The sequence below is a fragment of the Mycolicibacterium gilvum genome (assembly GCF_900454025.1).
GTDB classification, from domain to species: domain Bacteria; phylum Actinomycetota; class Actinomycetes; order Mycobacteriales; family Mycobacteriaceae; genus Mycobacterium; species Mycobacterium gilvum.
The window spans coordinates 4,253,865-4,272,131 of sequence record NZ_UGQM01000001.1 but is presented as its reverse complement, the minus strand read 5'-3'; the positions used below and the strand labels follow the sequence as shown (position 1 = coordinate 4,272,131).

General features: G+C 67.1%; 14 protein-coding genes and 1 pseudogene. 9 read left to right on the top strand and 6 right to left on the bottom strand.

The annotated features are described in order from the left end of the window. Genes DYE23_RS19885 through DYE23_RS19855 form a run of 7 tightly spaced genes read left to right on the top strand, consistent with a single transcriptional unit; the run spans nucleotide 1 to nucleotide 9,055 of the window. The gene (locus tag DYE23_RS19885) at nucleotides 1–1,230 is read left to right on the top strand and encodes a cytochrome P450 (RefSeq protein WP_013471219.1); all 1,230 of its coding nucleotides are present in this window, start codon (nucleotides 1–3) and stop codon (nucleotides 1,228–1,230) included. A gap of 35 nt (nucleotides 1,231–1,265) precedes the next feature. Then, the gene (locus tag DYE23_RS19880; protein ID WP_011893299.1) at nucleotides 1,266–2,453 is read left to right on the top strand and encodes an amidohydrolase family protein; all 1,188 of its coding nucleotides are present in this window, start codon (nucleotides 1,266–1,268) and stop codon (nucleotides 2,451–2,453) included. Continuing rightward, a complete protein-coding gene (locus DYE23_RS19875; RefSeq protein WP_115327976.1) occupies nucleotides 2,450–3,718 on the top strand; it encodes a M24 family metallopeptidase in 1,269 nt (422 codons plus the stop codon). Before DYE23_RS19880 ends, DYE23_RS19875 begins: the two co-directional genes overlap by 4 nt. Beyond that, the gene (locus DYE23_RS19870; protein WP_115327975.1) at nucleotides 3,708–4,841 is read left to right on the top strand and encodes a M24 family metallopeptidase; all 1,134 of its coding nucleotides are present in this window, start codon (nucleotides 3,708–3,710) and stop codon (nucleotides 4,839–4,841) included. The genes DYE23_RS19875 and DYE23_RS19870 overlap by 11 nt, the downstream gene beginning before the upstream one ends. After that, nucleotides 4,834–5,814: an enoyl-CoA hydratase/isomerase family protein gene (locus DYE23_RS19865; RefSeq protein WP_099961475.1), complete on the top strand. Its 981-nt coding sequence runs from the start codon at nucleotides 4,834–4,836 to the stop codon at nucleotides 5,812–5,814. Before DYE23_RS19870 ends, DYE23_RS19865 begins: the two co-directional genes overlap by 8 nt. A 7-nt stretch (nucleotides 5,815–5,821) precedes the next feature. Further along, nucleotides 5,822–8,239, top strand: coding sequence for a CaiB/BaiF CoA transferase family protein (locus DYE23_RS19860; RefSeq protein ID WP_115327974.1), 2,418 nt, complete (start codon nucleotides 5,822–5,824; stop codon nucleotides 8,237–8,239). Between the two features lie 9 nt (nucleotides 8,240–8,248). Continuing rightward, nucleotides 8,249–9,055, top strand: a complete 807-nt coding sequence (locus tag DYE23_RS19855) for an SDR family NAD(P)-dependent oxidoreductase (protein ID WP_011893304.1) — start codon at nucleotides 8,249–8,251, stop codon at nucleotides 9,053–9,055. A gap of 3 nt (nucleotides 9,056–9,058) precedes the next feature. Here DYE23_RS19855 and DYE23_RS19850 read toward each other — a convergent pair whose 3' ends face one another. After that, the gene (locus tag DYE23_RS19850; RefSeq protein ID WP_013471223.1) at nucleotides 9,059–10,129 is read right to left on the bottom strand and encodes an NAD-dependent epimerase/dehydratase family protein; all 1,071 of its coding nucleotides are present in this window, start codon (nucleotides 10,127–10,129) and stop codon (nucleotides 9,059–9,061) included. 21 nt (nucleotides 10,130–10,150) lie between these two features. Between DYE23_RS19850 and DYE23_RS19845 the strand changes: the two genes are divergently transcribed. Together DYE23_RS19845 and fadD12 are read left to right on the top strand one after the other, a co-directional pair. Then, on the top strand, nucleotides 10,151–10,987 hold the full coding sequence (locus DYE23_RS19845) for a lysophospholipid acyltransferase family protein (protein ID WP_011893306.1): 837 nt from the start codon (nucleotides 10,151–10,153) through the stop codon (nucleotides 10,985–10,987). After that, nucleotides 10,984–12,591 (top strand): acyl-CoA ligase FadD12, encoded by a 1,608-nt coding sequence (gene fadD12, locus DYE23_RS19840; RefSeq protein WP_115327973.1) that lies wholly within the window; start codon nucleotides 10,984–10,986, stop codon nucleotides 12,589–12,591. The genes DYE23_RS19845 and fadD12 overlap by 4 nt, the downstream gene beginning before the upstream one ends. Before the next feature lies 1 nt (nucleotide 12,592). On the opposite strand, the pseudogene DYE23_RS19835 reads toward fadD12, so the two are convergent. From DYE23_RS19835 to DYE23_RS19815, 5 genes and pseudogenes are all read right to left on the bottom strand, one after another. After that, nucleotides 12,593–14,043: pseudogene (locus DYE23_RS19835) on the bottom strand (WS/DGAT/MGAT family O-acyltransferase). Nucleotides 14,044–14,097: 54 nt separating this feature from the next. Further along, nucleotides 14,098–15,171, bottom strand: coding sequence for a phosphotransferase (locus tag DYE23_RS19830; protein WP_115327972.1), 1,074 nt, complete (start codon nucleotides 15,169–15,171; stop codon nucleotides 14,098–14,100). Further along, nucleotides 15,168–16,004 (bottom strand): mycofactocin-coupled SDR family oxidoreductase, encoded by an 837-nt coding sequence (locus tag DYE23_RS19825; RefSeq protein WP_011893310.1) that lies wholly within the window; start codon nucleotides 16,002–16,004, stop codon nucleotides 15,168–15,170. The genes DYE23_RS19830 and DYE23_RS19825 overlap by 4 nt, the downstream gene beginning before the upstream one ends. A 63-nt stretch (nucleotides 16,005–16,067) precedes the next feature. After that, nucleotides 16,068–17,189, bottom strand: a complete 1,122-nt coding sequence (locus tag DYE23_RS19820) for a cytochrome P450 (RefSeq protein WP_235660602.1) — start codon at nucleotides 17,187–17,189, stop codon at nucleotides 16,068–16,070. A 322-nt stretch (nucleotides 17,190–17,511) separates the two neighbouring features. Beyond that, the gene (locus DYE23_RS19815) at nucleotides 17,512–18,231 is read right to left on the bottom strand and encodes a TetR/AcrR family transcriptional regulator (protein WP_011893312.1); all 720 of its coding nucleotides are present in this window, start codon (nucleotides 18,229–18,231) and stop codon (nucleotides 17,512–17,514) included. Nucleotides 18,232–18,267 lie beyond the last annotated feature (36 nt).

The window sequence follows — 18,267 nt, the reverse complement described above, 5'->3', positions numbered from 1 at the left end:
ATGACAGAGACGTTGGCGCAGGAAACGGTGTCGGTTCCCGAGTACCCGATGGAGCGCTCGGCCGGTTGCCCGTTCGCGCCGCCGCGGCAGATGCTCGACATGAACACCGTCAAACCCCTGTCCCGGGTCCGGATCTGGAACGGAACCACACCGTGGCTCGTCACCGGACACGAGGCGGCGCGCACGCTGTTCGCCGACCCGCGGGTCAGCGTCGACGACCGGATCGAGGGCTTTCCGCACTGGAACGAGCACATGCTCGCGACGGTGAACAAGCGTCCGCGGTCGGTGTTCACCTCCGACGCCGAGGAGCACACCCGGTTCCGCCGGATGCTGTCCAAGCCGTTCACCTTCCGCCGCGTCGAGGCGCTGCGTCCGGTGATCCAGGAGGTCACCGACGAGTGCATCGACGAGATCCTCGCGGGCCCGCAGCCGGCAGACCTCGTCGCCAAGCTCGCGCTGCCGGTGCCGACCCGGGTGATCAGCGACATGCTCGGCGTGCCCTACGACGACCACGAGTTCTTCCAGGAGCACGCCAACGCCGGGCTGGCACGCTACGCGGCAGCGGATGCGATGCAGAAGGGCGCGATGAGCCTGCATCAGTACCTGATCAACCTGGTCGAGGAAAAGCAGGCCAATCCCGCCGAGGACGCGGTGTCCGACCTCGCCGAGCGGGTCACCGCCGGTGAGATCAGCGTCAAGGAAGCCGCTCAGCTGGGCACCGGTCTGCTGATCGCCGGCCACGAAACCACCGCGAACATGATCGGCATCGGCATCTGCGCGCTGCTGGAGAACCCGGAACAGGCAGCGTTGCTGCGGGATTCGGAGGACCCGAAGTTCATCGCCAATGCCGTCGAAGAGCTCATGCGGTACCTGTCGATCATCCAGAACGGGCAGCGCCGGGTGGCGATCGAGGACATCGAGATCGCCGGTGAGACCATCCGTGCGGGGGAGGGCATCATCCTCGATCTCGCCCCGGCGAACTGGGATCCGCAGGCCTACCCCGAGCCGGACAAACTGGACCTGACCCGCGATGCCAACCAGCAGCTGGGCTTCGGCTACGGGCGGCACCAGTGCGTCGGTCAGCAACTGGCCCGCGCCGAACTGCAGATCGTGTTCCACACCCTGCTGCGCCGCATCCCGACGCTGAAACTGGCCATCCCGATCGACGAAGTGCCCTTCAAGCACGACCGCCTCGCCTACGGCGTCTACGAACTACCGGTGACCTGGTAACAGCCTTCTCCCACAGCCCGATTGGAGTACCAACGATGTCCACCCCGACAGTGCCGTCGCCCGCCCACCCCCCGACCCTCTATCCGCCCGAGGGATTCGGCGCACCCAAGCACCGCCACGGCCACTCGACCGGCGCCGTCACCGGTCTTCCCGCCGACACGGTCATCTTCTCGGCCGACAATCACATCTCGGTGGCCGACGACATCTTCTACGAGCGCTTCCCCGAAGAGCTCAAGGGTGCGGCGCCGCGCATCTGGTACGAGGACGGCGCGTACATGGTCGGCATGAAGGGCAAAGCCTGGACCGGTGGGGACTTCGGCCGCGTGCTGATGCAGTACGACGATCTCGCCGGCGCCGCGTCGAACAACATCGAGGCGCGCATCCGGGAGTTGAAGGAAGACGGCATCGACAAGGAACTGGCGTTCCCGAACGCGGTGCTCGCCCTGTTCCACTACCCGGACAAAGCCCTGCGCGAGCGCGTGTTCCGGATCTACAACGAGCACATCGCCGATCTGCAGGAACGGTCCAACGGGCACTTCTACGGCGTCGGGCTGATCAACTGGTGGGACCCGAAGGGCACCCGCAGCACCCTCGAAGAACTGAAGTCGTTGGGGCTGAAGACGTTCCTGCTGCCGCTCAACCCCGGCAAGGACGACGAGGGCAACATCTACGACTACGGCAGCACGTCCATGGACGCGGTCTGGGACGAGATCGAGGCCGCCGGGCTGCCTGTCAGCCATCACATCGGCGAGACGCCACCGAAGACACCGTGCCAGAACAACAGCGTGGTCGTCGGGATGATGGTCAACGTCGACTCGTTCCGCGAACAGTTCGCCAAGTACGTGTTCTCCGGCATCCTGGATCGGCATCCGTCGCTGAAGATCGGCTGGTTCGAGGGCGGCATCGCGTGGGTGCCCACCGCGTTGCAGGACGCCGAGCACATGCTCGCGTCCTACCGGCACATGTTCAACCACGAACTGCAGCACGACGTGAACCATTACTGGGCCAACCACATGAGCGCATCGTTCATGGTCGACCCGCTGGGACTCCAGTTGATCGACCGCATCGGCGTGGACAACGTGATGTGGTCGAGCGACTACCCCCACAACGAGAGCACCTTCGGCTATTCGGAGAAGTCCCTGGCCACCGTCGTCGACGCGGTCGGACCGGAGGCCGCGGTCAAGATCGTCAGCTCGAACGTGCAGAGGTTCCTGGGGCTGTGACCACCTCCACTCACTCCGGGGTCACCCAGATCGCCCGGACCGGCTACACCTGGCTGGACATCCCGACCGAGCCCGACTTCGCGCGGATGCGCCGGGAGGTCGGTGCGCGTCTGCACGCGGCGATGTCCGATCAGGGCGTGGATGCGCTGGTTCTGCTCGGCAACGGAAACGTCATGTACGCCACCGGAATCAGCTGGCCGCTCGCCGATGCAGGCCTGTCGCACGTCGAACGCCCGATCGCGGTCGTGCTCGCCGATGACGAGCACCCGCATCTGTTCCTGCCGTTCCGCGAGGGCGCGGCGATGGAGTCGGATCTGCCCGACGACCACCTGCACGGGCCGGTCTACCTCGAATTCGACGAAGGGGTCTCCGAATTCGGCAAGATCCTGGCCCGTCTGATCCCGGCCGGCGCCACGATCGCGACCGACGAGCTGACCGGTGCGATGCGGCGAGCGGGCACCGCATTGTTCCCCAGTGCGCCCGTCGACGCCGCGCCGGTGGTCGGCGCGGCGAAACTGGTCAAGACGGTCGACCAGATCGCGTGTGTGCGACGCGCCTGCCAGATCACCGAGGAGGCAGTCGCCGAGATCCAGAAGTCGCTCGCCCCGGGGGCGCGTCAGATCGACCTCTCCGCCGAATTCGTGCGCCGGACCTTCGAACTCGGCGCGACCACCAACATGTTCGACTCGATCTGGCAGGCGATGCCGGCGTCGAAAGCGGACAGCACCTGGACCACCACCGGTGATCTGGCTCTGCCCCTGCTGACCACCGAGCGTGAACTGTCCCAGGGCGATGTGCTGTGGACGGACGTCTCGATCGCCTACCACGGCTACTGCTCCGACCACGGTCGTACGTGGATCGTCGGGCAGGATCCGACGGCGGCGCAGCAGAGGCAGTTCGAGAAGTGGGCCGAGATCGTCGACGCGGTGCTGGCGGTCACCAAGGCGGGCGCCACGTGCGGCGACCTCGGGCGCGCCGCGACCGCCGCCGCCGGTGGACACAAGCCGTGGCTTCCGCACTTCTACCTCGGCCACGGCATCGGGACCGGCGCAGCCGAGATGCCGATGATCGGAACGGATCTCGGCCAGGAGTGGGACGACAACTTCGTGTTTCCCGACGGCATGCTGCTGGTGTTCGAACCCGTCGTCTGGGAGGACGGCACCGGCGGCTATCGCGGTGAGGAGATCGTGGTGGTGACCGACGGCGGCTGGATGCCGTTGACTTCGTATCCGTATGACCCCTATGAGGTGACCGGTGGGAACTGAGATCGAGGCCGACGGCCGGGCGCTTCGGCTCAGCCGCCGCGAGCGCGCGCTCGAGCAGATGGAATTGCACGACATCGACATCCTGGTGCTCGGCCGCCAGGCCAATGTCCGATACATCTCCGGCGCCCCGCAACTGTGGGTCGTCGGAACACGTCCGTTCGGGCCGATCTGTGAGTTCGTGCGCGCCACCGGCGAGATCCACCTCAACAGCACCTGGGACGAGGGCATCCCCGAGGAGATCCCGCACGAGAACCTGTACGGGTTCGCATGGAACCCGATGACCCTGGTCGGCATCCTGAAGAACATCAAGGGCGCCGACACCTTCCGCCGAGTCGGAACCGATGCGCTCACACCGACATTCGCCAAACTGTTGCCGATGGCGTTCCCGAACGCAGAGCTGATCGACGCCGAGCAGGCCATGCAGGCCGCGCGTCGTATCAAGACACCACAGGAGATCGAGGCCCTGCGACGCGCTCTCGTGGTCGCCGAGGAAGGACTGGCCGCCGGCGCTGCGGCGCTCGCACCGGGCACCACCGAGAACGCCCTCGCCGGAGCGGTGCTCGAAGCCGAGGCCGCCGGCGGGGTGAGCACCCCGGCGACACAGGATGCGGCCTGGGTGACGTCGAAGGACCATCCCTGGCGCCGCGCGGGCGGGGACGGCCGGGTGCGTGACGGTGATCTGGTCGCGGTGTCGGCGGGAGTGCTGGCCGACGGATACGTCGCCGAGGTGGCACGCACCCTGCATGTCGGAGAGCCCACCGATGCCGTGCGCGCGCTGTACCGGCGCCGAGACGACCTGTGGGACAAATTGATCGAGGCCTGTCGGCCGGGTAGGGCCACGAGCGGCCTGCTGGATGCCTACGAGGCGGCCGGCGAGCGCCTTCCGGCGATGCCGGTGGCGCACGGCCTCGGTCTGGGTTTCGACCCGCCGGTGGTGTCCCCGGCACTGCGGGCGTCCGCCGATGCCGAGAACCTCGAGGCGGGCATGGTGCTTGCGGTCACGGCCTACGTGTGGGAAGAGGGCGTGGGCGCCGTGTTCACCCGCGACGCGGTTCTGATCACCCCCGACGGCGCCGAGATCCTCTCGTCCGCACCGGCTTACAGAGAGGCTGTCCATGGCTGAGCGACCGTCGCCTTCCGCAGCGGAGCGGCCCACGCCTGAGGAGATCATCCTCTACGAGAAGGACCCGAAGACAAAGATCGCGACGATCACGTTCAACCGTCCCGAGTTCCTGAACGCGCCGACGTCCATGGCACGTCTGCGCTATGCCGATGTGCTGCGCGCCGCCAACGCCGACAACGACGTCAAGGTGGTGATCATCCGCGGCGTCGGGGACAACCTCGGCAGCGGCGCCGATCTCCCGGAGTTCATGGAGGGCAACGACAACCCGGCGGTCCGACTGGCCGAGCTGCGGCTGGAGGACGACGGGGTCGGTGAGGTCACCTACCCGCCGAAGGGGACGTTCCGCAACGGCGCGACCATCAGCGCCTGGTACGCCAACTCCCAGGCCGGAAACCGTGCGCTGCAGGACTTCAAGAAGATCAGCATCGTCGAAGCCAAGGGCTACTGCTACGGATGGCACTTCTACCAGTGCGCCGATGCCGATCTGGTGATCTCTTCCGACGACGCGCTGTTCGGGCACCCGTCGTTCCGTTACCACGGCTGGGGTCCACGGATGTGGACCTGGGTGCAGATGATGGGCCTGCGCAAGTTTCAGGAGATGGTCTTCACCGGGCGACCGTTCACCGCCGCGGAGATGTACGACTGCAACTTCCTCAACAAGGTGGTCGAGCGCGACCAGCTGGAGGCCGAGACGCAGAAGTACGCGTTGGCCTGTGCGCGGAACCGCCCCGTCGACACCGTCTTTCAGCAGAAGATGTTCTTCGAGATCTTCAAGCAGCAGCAGGGCGAGTACATGGGCAGCCTGCTGTCGGCGTTCTTCGAGTCGATGGGCAACGGCGTCGCCAACGACAGCGACGAGGATCTCGACATGTTCGAGTCGATCGACAGCGGGTTGTCGGCCGCCGTCAACGACAATGACAGCAAGTTCCCGCCGGAGTTCCGGCTGAGCAAGCGCAACCGAGCCAAGGACTAGGGCGCCGGTGCCGCCTGTGCCTGAACCACCCCTCGCCGGCTACGTCGTCGTCGACCTGTCCAGCGGCATCGCGGGCGGCTACTGCACCAAGCTGCTCGCCGACGGTGGTGCCGAGGTCGTGAAAGTGGAGCCGCCGCAGGGTGATCCGCTGCGCGCATGGTCGGCCTCGGGTGCGCACATCATCGACGGCACCGACGGTGCGTTGTTCTCCTATCTGGCGTGCTCGAAGCGCAGCGTGGTGGCCGAGCCGGGTTCCGACGACGACCTCGTCGACGAGCTGCTGGCCGGCGCCGACACGGTGATCTGGTCGAGAGGTCCCGGAATCGCGCAGGACGCCTTCACACCCGGCGCGATCCGGGACCGCCACCCGCATCTGACCGTCACCGCGATCACGCCGTTCGGCCTCGACGGCCCCTGGACCGACCGCGCCGCCACCGAATTCACGCTGCAGGCGTGGTCGGGCGGCATCGTCGGACTGGGCCGCGGCGCACCCGACCGGGCGCCGGTCTACGTCGGCGGGCAGGTCGGCGAGTATCTCGCCGGGGCCTACGCCAGTGCCGCGACCCTGGCGTCCCGGCTGCGCGGCGGCGGCGAGCTGATCGACCTGTCGATGCTGGAGACCTCGGTGCTGGGCCTCACCTACTACCCGGTGAGCTACTACGAGATGCTCGGCCGGCCGTGGCGTGACGCGCGCAGGCTGACGGTTCCCGGCATCGCCCGGGCCAAGGACGGGCTGGTCGACATCGGCTGCGGCACCGCCCAGCAGTGGTTCGACCTGTGCGCGATGACCGGTCACGTCGAGTGGATCGACGAGGATTCCCCGTTGTCGATCACGCAGCAGGCCAACGAGAAGGCCGAGGAGCTCTACGCCTGGGTGGCCGATCAGACCGTCGACGAGATCCGCGACCTGGCGACAGCGTTCCGGATTCCCAATGCACCGGTCGCCAACGGGGCGAACGTCGAGTCCCTCGATCACTTCGCCGCCCGGGAGTCCTTCATCGTCAACCCCCGCGACGGCTTCACCCAGCCCGCCGCTCCGTATCGGATATCGGGGGCCACGCTGCGCCACCCCGAACCGGCACCGCGGCTGGGCGAACACACCGACCTGTACCGCTCGCGAAACCGCCATCACGGTAGTGAAGCGGCCGCCGGCGCTACCGTGAGCGCAGTCTCGCGAAGCGACACCCTGCCGTTCGCGGGTCTTCGCGTCGTCGACATGACGACGTTCTGGGCCGGACCGAGCTGTACGCACCTGCTGGCCATGCTCGGCGCCGACGTCATCCACGTCGAATCCACCCGTCACCCCGACGGAACCAGGCTGATCGCGGGCATCCCCGTCACCGAGGACCAGTGGTGGGAGCGCTCGCCGATCTTCTCGGGGCTCAACACCAACAAGCGTGGTATCACGCTGAACCTGTCCAGCGACACCGGGCGAGATCTGCTCAAACGGTTGATCGCCACCGCCGATGTCCTCGTCGAGAACTTCACCCCGCGGGTGACCGAGAGCATGGGACTGACCTATGACGCGGTCAAGGCGGTCAAGCCCGACATTGTGATGGTGAGGATGCCGGGCTTCGGACTGGACGGTCCGTGGCGCGACAATCCGGCGTTCGCCTACGTCATCGAGGCGGCGGCCGGAATCAGCTGGCTCACCGGCTATCCCGATCGCAATCCGTTCGAGCCGTATTCGGTGGGCGATCCCAACGCGGGCGTACACGCACTCAACGCGATCCTGCTCGCGCTCGAGCACCGGCGTCGCACCGGCGAGGGCTGCATGGTCGAGGCGGCGATGGTGGATGCGGCGCTCAATGTCGCGGCCGAGCAGGTCATCGAATACTCCGCGTACGGCGCAGTGCTGCAACGCGACGGCAACCGCGGCCCCACCGCGGCGCCACAGAACCTGTACCTGTCCAACGAGATCGACGAGTTCGGACGCCTCGACAGCTGGATCGCCGTCGCGGTGACCACCGACGACCAGTGGTCGGGGCTGCGCGACGCCCTCGGCGACCCGCAGTGGGCGACCGACGACGAGCTGAGCACGTTCGCGGGGAGGCGCGCACATCACGACCTGATCGATCGTCACCTCGCCGCGTGGTGTGCCGAGCGGACCCGCGACGAGATCGTCGAGGCGCTGTGGACCCGTGACGTGCCGGTGGCCAAGGTGTTGCAGCCCCACCGGCAGACCGAGATCCCACAGCTGGCGGCGCGCGGTTTCTTCGAGTCGGTCGAGCATCCGGTGAACCCACCGACGCCCCACAGCACGCTGCCGTTCCGCAGCAGCCGGGGCCCGGACCGGGTGCACACCGCACCGGCGCCGCTGCTGGGAGAACACAACCGGGACATCCTTGCCGAGCTCGGATGCAGTGAGGACGAGATCCGTCGGCTCGAGGAAGACGGCGTCATCGGCACCGCTCCGGCGCGCTAGCCTTCCGCCATGGCCATCACCGCGTCCGACATCCTGCTCACCGGCCGCGTGGCCGTCGTCACGGGCGGGGGTGCGGGCATCGGGCGCGGAATCGCCCAGGGCCTGGCGGCATTCGGGGCCTCGGTCGCGATCTGGGAACGCGATCCCGACACCTGCGCGGCGGCGGCCGCCGCGATCGGAGGTCTGGGGCTGGAGGTCGACGTCCGCGACGCCGCCGCCGTGGACACCGCCCTCGACCGCACCGAGCGTGAGTTGGGTACGGTGTCGATCCTGGTCAACAACGCCGGTGGGACGTTCAACTCACCGCTGCTGGACACCTCGGAGAACGGCTGGGATGCGTTGTACCGCAGCAACCTGCGGCACGTACTGCTCTGTACCCAGAGGGTCGCGCGGCGGCTCGTCGCCGCGGAACAGACGGGCAGCGTCATCAACGTCACGTCGATCGAGGGCAGCCGCGCCGCGCCCGGATATGCCGCCTACGCGGCCGCGAAGGCCGGCGTCGTCAACTACACCAAGACCGCGTCGTTCGAGCTGGCGCCGTACGGCATCCGGGTCAACGGGCTCGCACCGGATCTGACCATGACCGAGGGTCTGCAGAAGCTCGCGTTCGGTGAACTGTCCGGCACGGTGGCCCGGATGGTACCGATGAGACGCGCCGGCCACGTCGACGAGATGGCCTCGGCGGCAGTCTTCCTCGCCTCGGATATGGCGTCTTACATCACCGGCCAGACGATCCACGTCGACGGTGGCACCGAGGCCGCCGGCGGTTGGTACTTCCACCCGGACAACGGGGCCCCGACGCTGGGGCCCGCCTGACCGCTACGCGTCCGGTGCGGGATCGCCGAGCCGGCGCTTGATCGCGCCCCACGGGTCGGCGTACTGGCCCGGTTGCTTCCAGTAGGCGCCGCGGCGCTTGAGGGCAGCACGGATCAGCGGAGACAGCAGTGGAAGCACATACTTCGACGGACCGGCGTTGCGGGAGGCCTCGGCGAGCATGTCCTGCCACGAATAGTGCTGGAACTGCAGCACTTCCTGAGCGCGGGTGGTGTCCATCCAGTCGGTGACGAACCAGGCGTCGTCGTCATCGGGGTTGCCCTTGCGCCCGGGAACCAGGCCGCCCTTGATGCCGCGGGTCGCTGCCAACGCCGGGGTGATGTCGGCGTAGGTCAGCATGTGGGATTCGTCGCCGGCGATGAGAAGGATCTCGCGCGCCGCGTCGGCGGTCGTCGCGGCGGCGAACGCCCACGCGACGTCACGGACGTCGACACTGTGCACCCGGTTGTCGGTCGGCAGCAGGCTCTCGAAGTACAACGCATCGGCATTGAACGGGATCGCCTTCGGGTCCACGCTCAGTACGCCGCCGAGGCGCAGCACGATCCATTCGAGCGACGAGGCGCGCACGATCGACTCGGCCTCGGCCTTGAGCGCGCTGTAGAGGTCGGAGTGTTTCATCGGCGTGTCCGCTGTCACCGGACCGGTTGCCTTGTGCGGATTGCGGGCGCCGTAGACCGCGTTGCTCGACGCCTGGACGAAGCGTGGGGGATGGGGCTGCGCCTCGGCGATCTTGACCAGCGTGGCGGTGGCGTCGACATTGACGCGGCGGGCCAGGGCGCGGTTCTTGTAGATCGCCGGCGGGATGATCGCGGCGAGGTGGATGATCACCGCGGGGGCCACCTCGCCGACGAGCCGCGACGTCTGCTCGGCATTGGTTAGATCTGCCCACCGAACGGTTACTCCCGCTGGTAACCGCTCGGCGGCCGCGCGGTTGGCGGGGGTGTCGAGATCGGCCACGACGACCGTGCGGCCGAGCTCGGCCAGGCGGCGGACGGTGGCCGAACCGACGAGGCCGAAGCCTCCCGTGACGAGCACCGTCCCGGACGTAGCCGGCATCTAGGCCTCCAACCTGCGGATATGACATTCTCTTTGCAGGAGAGTATCATATCCGTCACCATGTCCGACGATCACGCCGAGACGACCAAGTGGGACCCGGGCTTCACCCGTCAGATCACCGACTGGGTGGGGCCGGTGATCCGACGGTACTTCCGTGCCGAGGTGCGCGGCATGGATTCCATGCCCGCCACCGGCGGAGCGTTGGTCGTGTCGAACCATTCCGGCGGCATGCTCACCCCCGACGTCATGGTCTTCGCGCCGTCCTTCTACGAGCGGTTCGGCTTCGATCGTCCCCTCTACACCCTGGCGCACTACGGCGTTTTCATGGGCCCGCTCGGTGACCTGTTGCGTCGCGCCGGCGTGATCGAGGCGAGCCGCGAGAACGCCGCCGACGCGCTGCGGTCCGGAGCGGTCGTGCTGGTCTTCCCCGGCGGGGACTACGACTCCTATCGCCCCACGATGACGGCCAACAAGGTCGACTTCGCCGGGCGCACCGGATACGTCCGCACCGCGCTGGAGACGGGTGTTCCGATCGTTCCGGTGGTCTCGATCGGTGCGCAGGAGACCCAGATGTTCCTCGCACGGGGAGATTCGATCGCCCGCCGGATCGGACTGACCCGGGCCCGGATGGAGATCCTGCCGATCAGCATCGGGTTCCCGTTCGGTCTGTCGGTGATCTTCCCGCCGAATCTGCCGCTGCCGTCGAAGATCGTCACTCAGGTCCTCGAGCCCGTCGACATCACCGCGCAGTTCGGTGAGGATCCCGACATCGACGAGGTCGACCAGTACGTGCGCTCGACGATGCAGAAGGCGCTCGACGAACTCGCCCGCACACGACGTTTCCCGGTGCTGGGATGAGCTCGGCCGCAAATCAGTTCGGCCTGCTGGCCACGCTGTGGAGGGCGCGGCTGATCGCCCCGATGCGCCCCGACCGGTACCTGCGGATGGGCTTGGCCATGCGACGTGCGGGCCTGACCGCGACGGTCGGTTTCGCCGCCGCCGCACAGCGCTGTCCCGACCGGCCCGGAATCATCGACGAGCTCGGGACCCTGACATGGAAGCAGCTCGACGACCGCTGCGACGCCCTCGGCGTCGCCCTCCAGAAGGAGAAGCCGAAGACGGTTGCGGTGATGTGCCGCAACCATCGCGGGTTTGTGGAAGCACTCGTGGCGGCCAACCGCATCGGGGCCGACGTACTGCTGCTCAACACCTCCTTCGCCGGCCCGGCCATGGCCGAGGTCGTCGAGCGTGAAGGCGCCGACATCGTCATCTACGACCAGGAGTTCACCGAGACCGTCGATCGCGCACTGGCAGACACCCCCGGCGCCCGGCGCATCGTCGCCTGGGTCGACGACCCGGCGCAGGCGGGGACCGCGACCGTCGAGGCATTGATCGACGCGCATCTGGGGCAGCGCCCGCAACCGGCGACCCGCAAGAGCGACGTCATCCTGCTCACCTCCGGCACCACCGGAAGTCCGAAGGGGGCCAAGCGGTCCGCGGGCAGCGGCGGCTCCGGTGACCTCAAGGCCGTGCTGGACCGGACCCCGTGGCGCGCCGAGGAGCCGATCGTGATCGCCGCCCCGATGTTCCACGCCTGGGGCTTCTCGCAGCTGCTCTTCGCCGCGCTGCTCGCATGCCCGATCGTGACGCGCCGAAAGTTCGATCCCGCTGCGACGCTGGGGCTGGTCGACAAGTACCGGGCGACGGGGCTGGCGGTGGTGCCGGTGATGTTCGACCGGATCATGGACCTGCCCGACGAGGTGCGAAACCGCTACAGCGGCAGGTCACTTCGGTTCGCGACGGCGTCGGGGTCGCGGATGCGTCCCGACGTGGTCACCGCGTTCATGGACCAGTTCGGCGACGTCATCTACAACAACTACAACGCCACTGAGGCGGGCATGATCGCCACGGCGACGCCGGAAGACCTGCGCGCCGCTCCCGACACCGCGGGTAAGGCCGCCGACGGGACCGAGCTGCGGATCCTCGACGCCGAACACCGCGAGTTGCCGACCGGCGAGGTCGGGCAGATCTTCGTCCGCAGCGGAACACTTTTCGACGGGTACACCTCGGGTTCGACGAAAGATTTTCACGACGGGTTCATGGCGTCCGGTGACCTCGGTTACCTCGACGACGCCGGCCGGCTCTTCGTGGTCGGCCGCGACGACGAGATGATCGTCTCGGGTGGGGAGAACGTCTACCCGATCGAGGTCGAGAAGACGCTGACGGCCCATCCCGAGGTGGCCGAGGCGACCGTCCTGGGGGTCGAGGACGCCGAGTACGGCCAGCGGCTGGCGGCGTTCGTCGTCCTGACAGACGGCAGCGGACTGACACCCGAGGACCTCAAGCAGCACGTCCGCGCAAACCTCGCGAATTACAAAGTGCCGCGCGATATCACGATCCTGGCCGAGCTTCCGCGCGGCAGCACCGGCAAGATCCTGCGCAACGAACTGCGCTCAACCTGACCTAGGGCTGCGGCGCCGGCGCAGGCGCCATGGCGGTGTCGACCGTGGTGGGCCGCGCCAGTCCACACGCCCGCCGCAGCTCGTCGAACGCATGCACCATCGCATCGGTGGCCTCATGCGGATCGTTGAACGTCCGGTCATCGGAGAGCACCGCGATGTCGAGCTGATCGACGTAACTCCAGACCGTCATGTTGAACGCGGCGCCCGCCGAAAGCACACCCACGGAATAGATCTCGCTGACCGGTGCGCCCCCGACATGGCCCCTCTGCCTGGGGCCCGGCACATTCGAGATCGCCACGTTCATCAAACGGTTGTGGTCGGCCCGCTTGGACTGGGCCCTGAAAAGGGTGGGCGCCAACGGCGGAGGCAGGTATTCGAGGAATCGACCCTGCAAGGTGGGACCCAGTAGATCGTTGTTCTCCTTGGCTCTGGTGGTCGCCACCGCGGTCAATTCGACCCTCTCCAGCGGGTCGTCGACGTGCACGGGGAGGGACACCATCATCCCGCCGATCTCGTTTCCGGTGATCCGGTCGGTCGACTTGTCGGTGCTCACCGGCACGGTGGCCATGATCGGGCGGTCGGCGCGACCGTCGTAGCGCAGCAACAGTTCCCGCAGACCGCCGGCGGCGACGGCGAGCACGATGTCATTGAAGGTGACACCGAGATGTTTGGCGGTCTCCTTCACCTCGGACAGCGCCAGGGTCGCGGTGGCGAAGGTGCGGACCGGGGAGACGACGTGATTGAGGAACGTGGGCGGCGCGTTGAACGGCTTCGCGAGGCCGGGCACCTCTCGGCGCTCCTTCGCGCGCCTGCGCAGGCGCGCCGCGCCCCTGGCCGCATCGGCGACCAGGCTCGGCAACTCGACGATGTTGCGGACGTGATCGAGTTGCGCCTCCCGCAGCAGGTCCAGGGTGGACGGATCGTCGCATCCCGCCGGCGGATCGTCGCGCTCGTCCTGCGGGGCATCCGCCAGATCCATCAGGCGGGCGAGCAGATTCGCCGAGGCCACCCCATCGGCCAGGGTGTGGTGCACCTTGCCGATCAACGCGAAACGGTTGTCGGCCATGCCTTCGGCGAAGTGGAACTCCCACAGCGGCCGGGTGCGGTCCAGCGGCGTGCTGGCGATCTCCCCGATCACGCGGTCGAGCTCACGCCGTCCACCGGGTGCGGGCACCCGTACACGACGCAAGTGGTAGTCGAGGTCCACAGGGCAGTCCTGCAGCCACATCGGGTGATGCAGCCGCCAGGGAATGTCGATCAGGCGATACCGCAACGGTCGAGCAGATGCAAGCGCCGCGCGATGGTCTGCCGGAACGCGTCGAAGCCGTACTCGCCGCCGTGTTCTGCGCTGTACCCGGTTGCGTCGATCACCGCGACCTTCAGCGTGTGCGTGTGCAGGTTGGGGGTCTCGCTGTACAACAGCATGGCGTCCATGCCGTTGAGCCGTCTCATGGACAACCATGCAACCACCCGACCGTCTAGATCACGGTGGATTCACCGAATGCGTCAGCCGCCGATGCTTCGAAGCGCCTCGCGGGTGTCCAGATCGACGAAGGCCGCCGCGTATCGCTGCGCGAATGCCAGGCAGATATCGGCGCGCTGCCAGGCGTCTCCACCGGACAGGGTCGCCATCCAGATCGCCAGCCCGTGGGCGACCGATGCCCGGTACCGCAACCAGAGGTCGTCGGCGCTCGGTCGTTCCTGCGACGGCAACCGCAACGCGTCACGGTACTCGGCGAGCAGATCGCGTTCGGCACCCCTGCGGTCCTCGATCGTGAGCGCGCCCTGCAGGAAGTACCCCAGGTCGAGGGAGAAGCTGCCCCGCCGGACCATCTGCCAGTCCAGGAACCCGACGGTGTCGTCGGGCAGCACATAGGTGTTGCCGATGTGCGGATCACCGTGCAGCAGAGTCGGTGTCGAGGACATGAGCGTGCCGATGTAGCGCGCCCATACGTCGACGAACAGCTCGGTGCCGTCCAGAGCCAGCACCTCGGCAGGCACGGAGTCGCCGAGTCGCTCGTGCGCGATGTGCAGCGGCGCGTACTCGAGACCCTCGAACGCGACGAACGGCTCCACCCACCCCAGGTCCGGGTGGGCGGAGAGCCGCTCGCCCCAGTACTCGCTGTGCAACCGAGCCAGGCCGCGCACTCCCGCGGCGGCCTGCTCCACCGACAACGGCCTGGTGGAGTCACGCGGGTCGGCGCCCCGCGCCACCACGTCCTCCATGATCATCAGGAAGTCGCGGCGATCCTCGTCGATGAGCGCGGTGTAGACGGTCGGGTGATCCAGCGGCAGCGCGACTCCTGAGGAGAAGAGTCGCGGCTCGTGGTAGAGACCGCTGGTGAGCGCCACGAGGTCCGCGTGCTCAGGATCGACCGCCTTGGCGAACACGGTCGCCGGACCGGCTCCGGCCGAGTAGGTCAGTGCCAGACGCGCCCGGCGATTGGTGCCGTCATCTCTCAGTGCAACCTGGACACTGTCGACTTCGGCGCCCGGAAAGCGCTGTGCGAGTGCCGAAGTCATCCATCCCGGCGAGATCTCGTCCCACCCCGGTGGGATGGCGAGCTCTGCCGCGGTCACTTCAGGCAGCTGCCGCCGTCGACGGGCAGGGTGACGCCGGTGATGAAGCGTGCCTCGTCGGAGGCCAGGAACAGCACGGCGTTCGCGATGTCCTCGGGCTCCACCCAGCCGATCGGCAGCGTGTGCATCAGCTGGCCGACGACCTTCATGTCGTCCGGGCCCGGGTTCTCCAGGTCCGGCCGGAACAGCTTCATCGTGGGCTCGTTCATGAACAGGGGAGTGTTGACGTTGGTCGGGTGGACCGAGTTGACGCGGATGTTCTGCGCGCCCAGCTCGACCGCGAATGTCCGCATCAGGCCGACGACGCCGTGCTTGGCGGCGACGTAGTGGCCGGTGTGCGGGTAGGCCTTGAGGCCACCGACCGAGCTGGTGAGGATGATCGAGCCGCCGTTGCCGCCGGCGAGGATGTGCGGCACACCGGCTTTGACGGTCTTCCACACGCCGGACAGGTTGACACCGATCATGTCGTCCCAGTCGGGCTCGTCCGTCTTATCGAGCGTCTGTCCGCCGTTGCCGATGCCGGCGTTGGCCACGATGATGTCGAGCCTGCCGAACTCCTCGACGCCGGCGTCGACGGCGGCCTTCAGTGCGTCGTAGTCACGCACGTCGACCTCGGCGGTGTGGATGCGTCCGCCGGCGTTCTTGACCAGATCGGCCGTCTCGGCGAGATCCTCCGGCGTGGACAACGGGATCAGCACGCTGTCGATCTGCTTGCAGATGTCGACGGCGATGATGTCGGCGCCCTCTTCGGCGAGCCGTACCGCGTGGGCACGTCCCTGTCCGCGTGCCGCACCGGTGATGAAAGCGACCTTGCCTTCTACGCGTCCTGCCATGTCAGTGATTCCTTATGTCTTGGTGGGGTTTCATGTCTTGGTGGGGTTTCGAGTGTTGCCGGGTCAGACGAAGGTGGGCATGGTTTCCCAGCCGCGGACTGCGGTGGTCTGGGAGGGGACCGCGTTGGGCCAGTCGACCTCCCACGTCGGGAACCGCTTGAGGATTTCTTCGAGCGCGATGCGGCCCTCCAGGCGTGCGAGGGCGTTGCCCATGCAGAAGTGGGTTCCCGCCCCGAACGTCATGTGGGAGCGCAGTTCACGATGGATGTCGAAGACGTCGCCGTCGGGCGGGAAGCGGCGGTGATCCCGGTTGGCCGATCCGACGAGCATCAGCATCGCAGATCCGGCGGGGACCGTCTGGCCGTAGTACTCCACGTCGCGGGTGACGTAGCGGGCGATCTGCAGCGCCGGCGGCTCCCAGCGCAGGATCTCTTCGATCGCCTGCGGAATCAGGCTGTGGTCGGCGGCGAGCTCGGCGCGCTGATCGGGATAGTCGGCGAGAGTCTTTCCCGCCCAACCGATCAGGCGGGTGGTGGTCTCACTGCCCGCCGTCGAGATGACCGTCAGGTACATCAGCAACTCTTCGCGGCGCAGCTTCCGGCGGGTGCCCGTCTCGTCCTCGAACTCGGCATTGAGCAGATCGGTCATGATGTCGTCGGACGGATGCTCGGTCCGGTAGTCGATGAACTCGGCGAACACCTCACCGGTCGCCATCAGGTCCACGGAGTCGCTCTGGAGCGTCGCCTCGCCGTGGTCGGTGACCCGGCGCTGATCCTCCTCCGGAATTCCGAGGAGCATGCCGATGACGCGCATCGGCATCTGGTTGCCGAGGTCCTTGACGAAGTCGAATTTCCCGGTGCCCACGACGGGATCCAGACAGCGGGCGGTGAACTCGCGGATCTGCGGCTCCAGCGCGAGCACCTTGCGCGGGGTGAACACCCGCGACAGCAGATTGCGGTGGATGTTGTGGATCGGTGGATCCTCGAAGATCAGTGTGCCGGGGGGGATCTCCATCCCGGACTTGATGATCTCGAGCAGCGCTCCGCGTCCCGAGATGAACGTCTCGTGGTCGATGACCGCCTTGTTGACATCCTCGTATCGGCTCAACGCGTAGAAGTCGTGCTTGGCGTTGTAGTAGAGCGGTGCCTCTTCGCGGAGCCGGGCGAACACCGCGTAGGGGTCCATGTTCAGTTCGACACTCTGGGTGTCGTAGTACAACTCGTCGGTCTCGGCGTCGTGCACGTCGGAGTTCTCGGCGCTGATCGTCACGGCTCCCTCTCGCTGGATCAGTCTTACGTAAGACATCGGGCTGCAATTTGTCTCACAACTGTGTCATCGCTGCCACGCAAGTGTCAATGGCGAACTCGCTCAGCGCAACTGTGCTTCTCTGCTGAGAAGAACTGTCCTCTCATGTGCTGACCTGGTCAAGACATGACGGAAGAACGGAAAGCGCGAATCTACACGCGCGAAAGCAATGCTCTCGGGGAGTAAGGGTGCGGTTCTCGCGCTATCCGGCGGCGAAACCGTGCGCGCAGAAGTCCCAGACCTCGTCGGCGGTGATCGGGTGTGCGGCGTTCTCGTCGTATTCGCCGCTGGACTGCGCGACGAACATGACCGTCTGCATCGTCATCGCCGCCATCCGCTTGGGGTTGATGCCCTCGCGGAGTTGGCCGGCCTCGCTGGCCTCTTCCATCAGCTCGGTGAGCAGGGCGAGCAGGGGTGCGTGGGCAACCTTGACCTCGGACGGGTGCGACACGAGGAGGCGGGGTGCGAAGTCGGTGAACAGTGGCCGCTTGGCCGACGGATCAGGACGGGACGACTCGAAGAGCAGTTGAATCGCGACCTTCAGCCGGTCGATCGGACTTTCCTGCCCGGACGTAGCGGCGCGGATCTGCTCGGCGGACCGGCTGAGCGCGTCCTCGAACAGGGCCAGCAGCAGCTCGTGCTTACCGTCGAACTGCAGGTAGAAGCTGCGCAGCGACTGACGCGAACGGTCGACGACCTCTTGGACGGTGAAGTCGGTGCTGCCCTTTTCGATGATGATGGCCTGCGCGGCGTCCAGGAACCGCTGCACACGCTGAGCTGCCCGCAATTTCGCGGTCTTGATGGAGCGCTCGACCGCGCGCTGCTTCCAGGCGGGTTCTTCGCTGGGAGTCGTCACCGGCGGCTCGGACGCAGCCCGACTGGGGAAAACATGCACTGACTGTACCGGAGAACGTCTTGCCATTGCTGTCCTCGACCCCCTCTCGGCCACCGTGTCAGA

Bases quoted from the DNA above. Each gene is read 5' to 3' on its own strand.
- DYE23_RS19885 (WP_013471219.1), top strand. From the start codon at position 1: ATGACAGAGACGTTGGCGCAGGAAACGGTGTCGGTTCCCGAGTACCCG.
- DYE23_RS19880 (WP_011893299.1), top strand. From the start codon at position 1,266: ATGTCCACCCCGACAGTGCCGTCGCCCGCCCACCCCCCGACCCTCTAT.
- DYE23_RS19865 (WP_099961475.1), top strand. From the start codon at position 4,834: ATGGCTGAGCGACCGTCGCCTTCCGCAGCGGAGCGGCCCACGCCTGAG.
- DYE23_RS19855 (WP_011893304.1), top strand. From the start codon at position 8,249: ATGGCCATCACCGCGTCCGACATCCTGCTCACCGGCCGCGTGGCCGTC.
- DYE23_RS19850 (WP_013471223.1), bottom strand. From the start codon at position 10,129: ATGCCGGCTACGTCCGGGACGGTGCTCGTCACGGGAGGCTTCGGCCTC.
- DYE23_RS19845 (WP_011893306.1), top strand. From the start codon at position 10,151: ATGACATTCTCTTTGCAGGAGAGTATCATATCCGTCACCATGTCCGAC.
- fadD12 (WP_115327973.1), top strand. From the start codon at position 10,984: ATGAGCTCGGCCGCAAATCAGTTCGGCCTGCTGGCCACGCTGTGGAGG.
- DYE23_RS19825 (WP_011893310.1), bottom strand. From the start codon at position 16,004: ATGGCAGGACGCGTAGAAGGCAAGGTCGCTTTCATCACCGGTGCGGCA.
- DYE23_RS19820 (WP_235660602.1), bottom strand. From the start codon at position 17,189: ATGGACCCCTACGCGGTGTTCGCCCGGCTCCGCGAAGAGGCACCGCTC.
- DYE23_RS19815 (WP_011893312.1), bottom strand. From the start codon at position 18,231: ATGGCAAGACGTTCTCCGGTACAGTCAGTGCATGTTTTCCCCAGTCGG.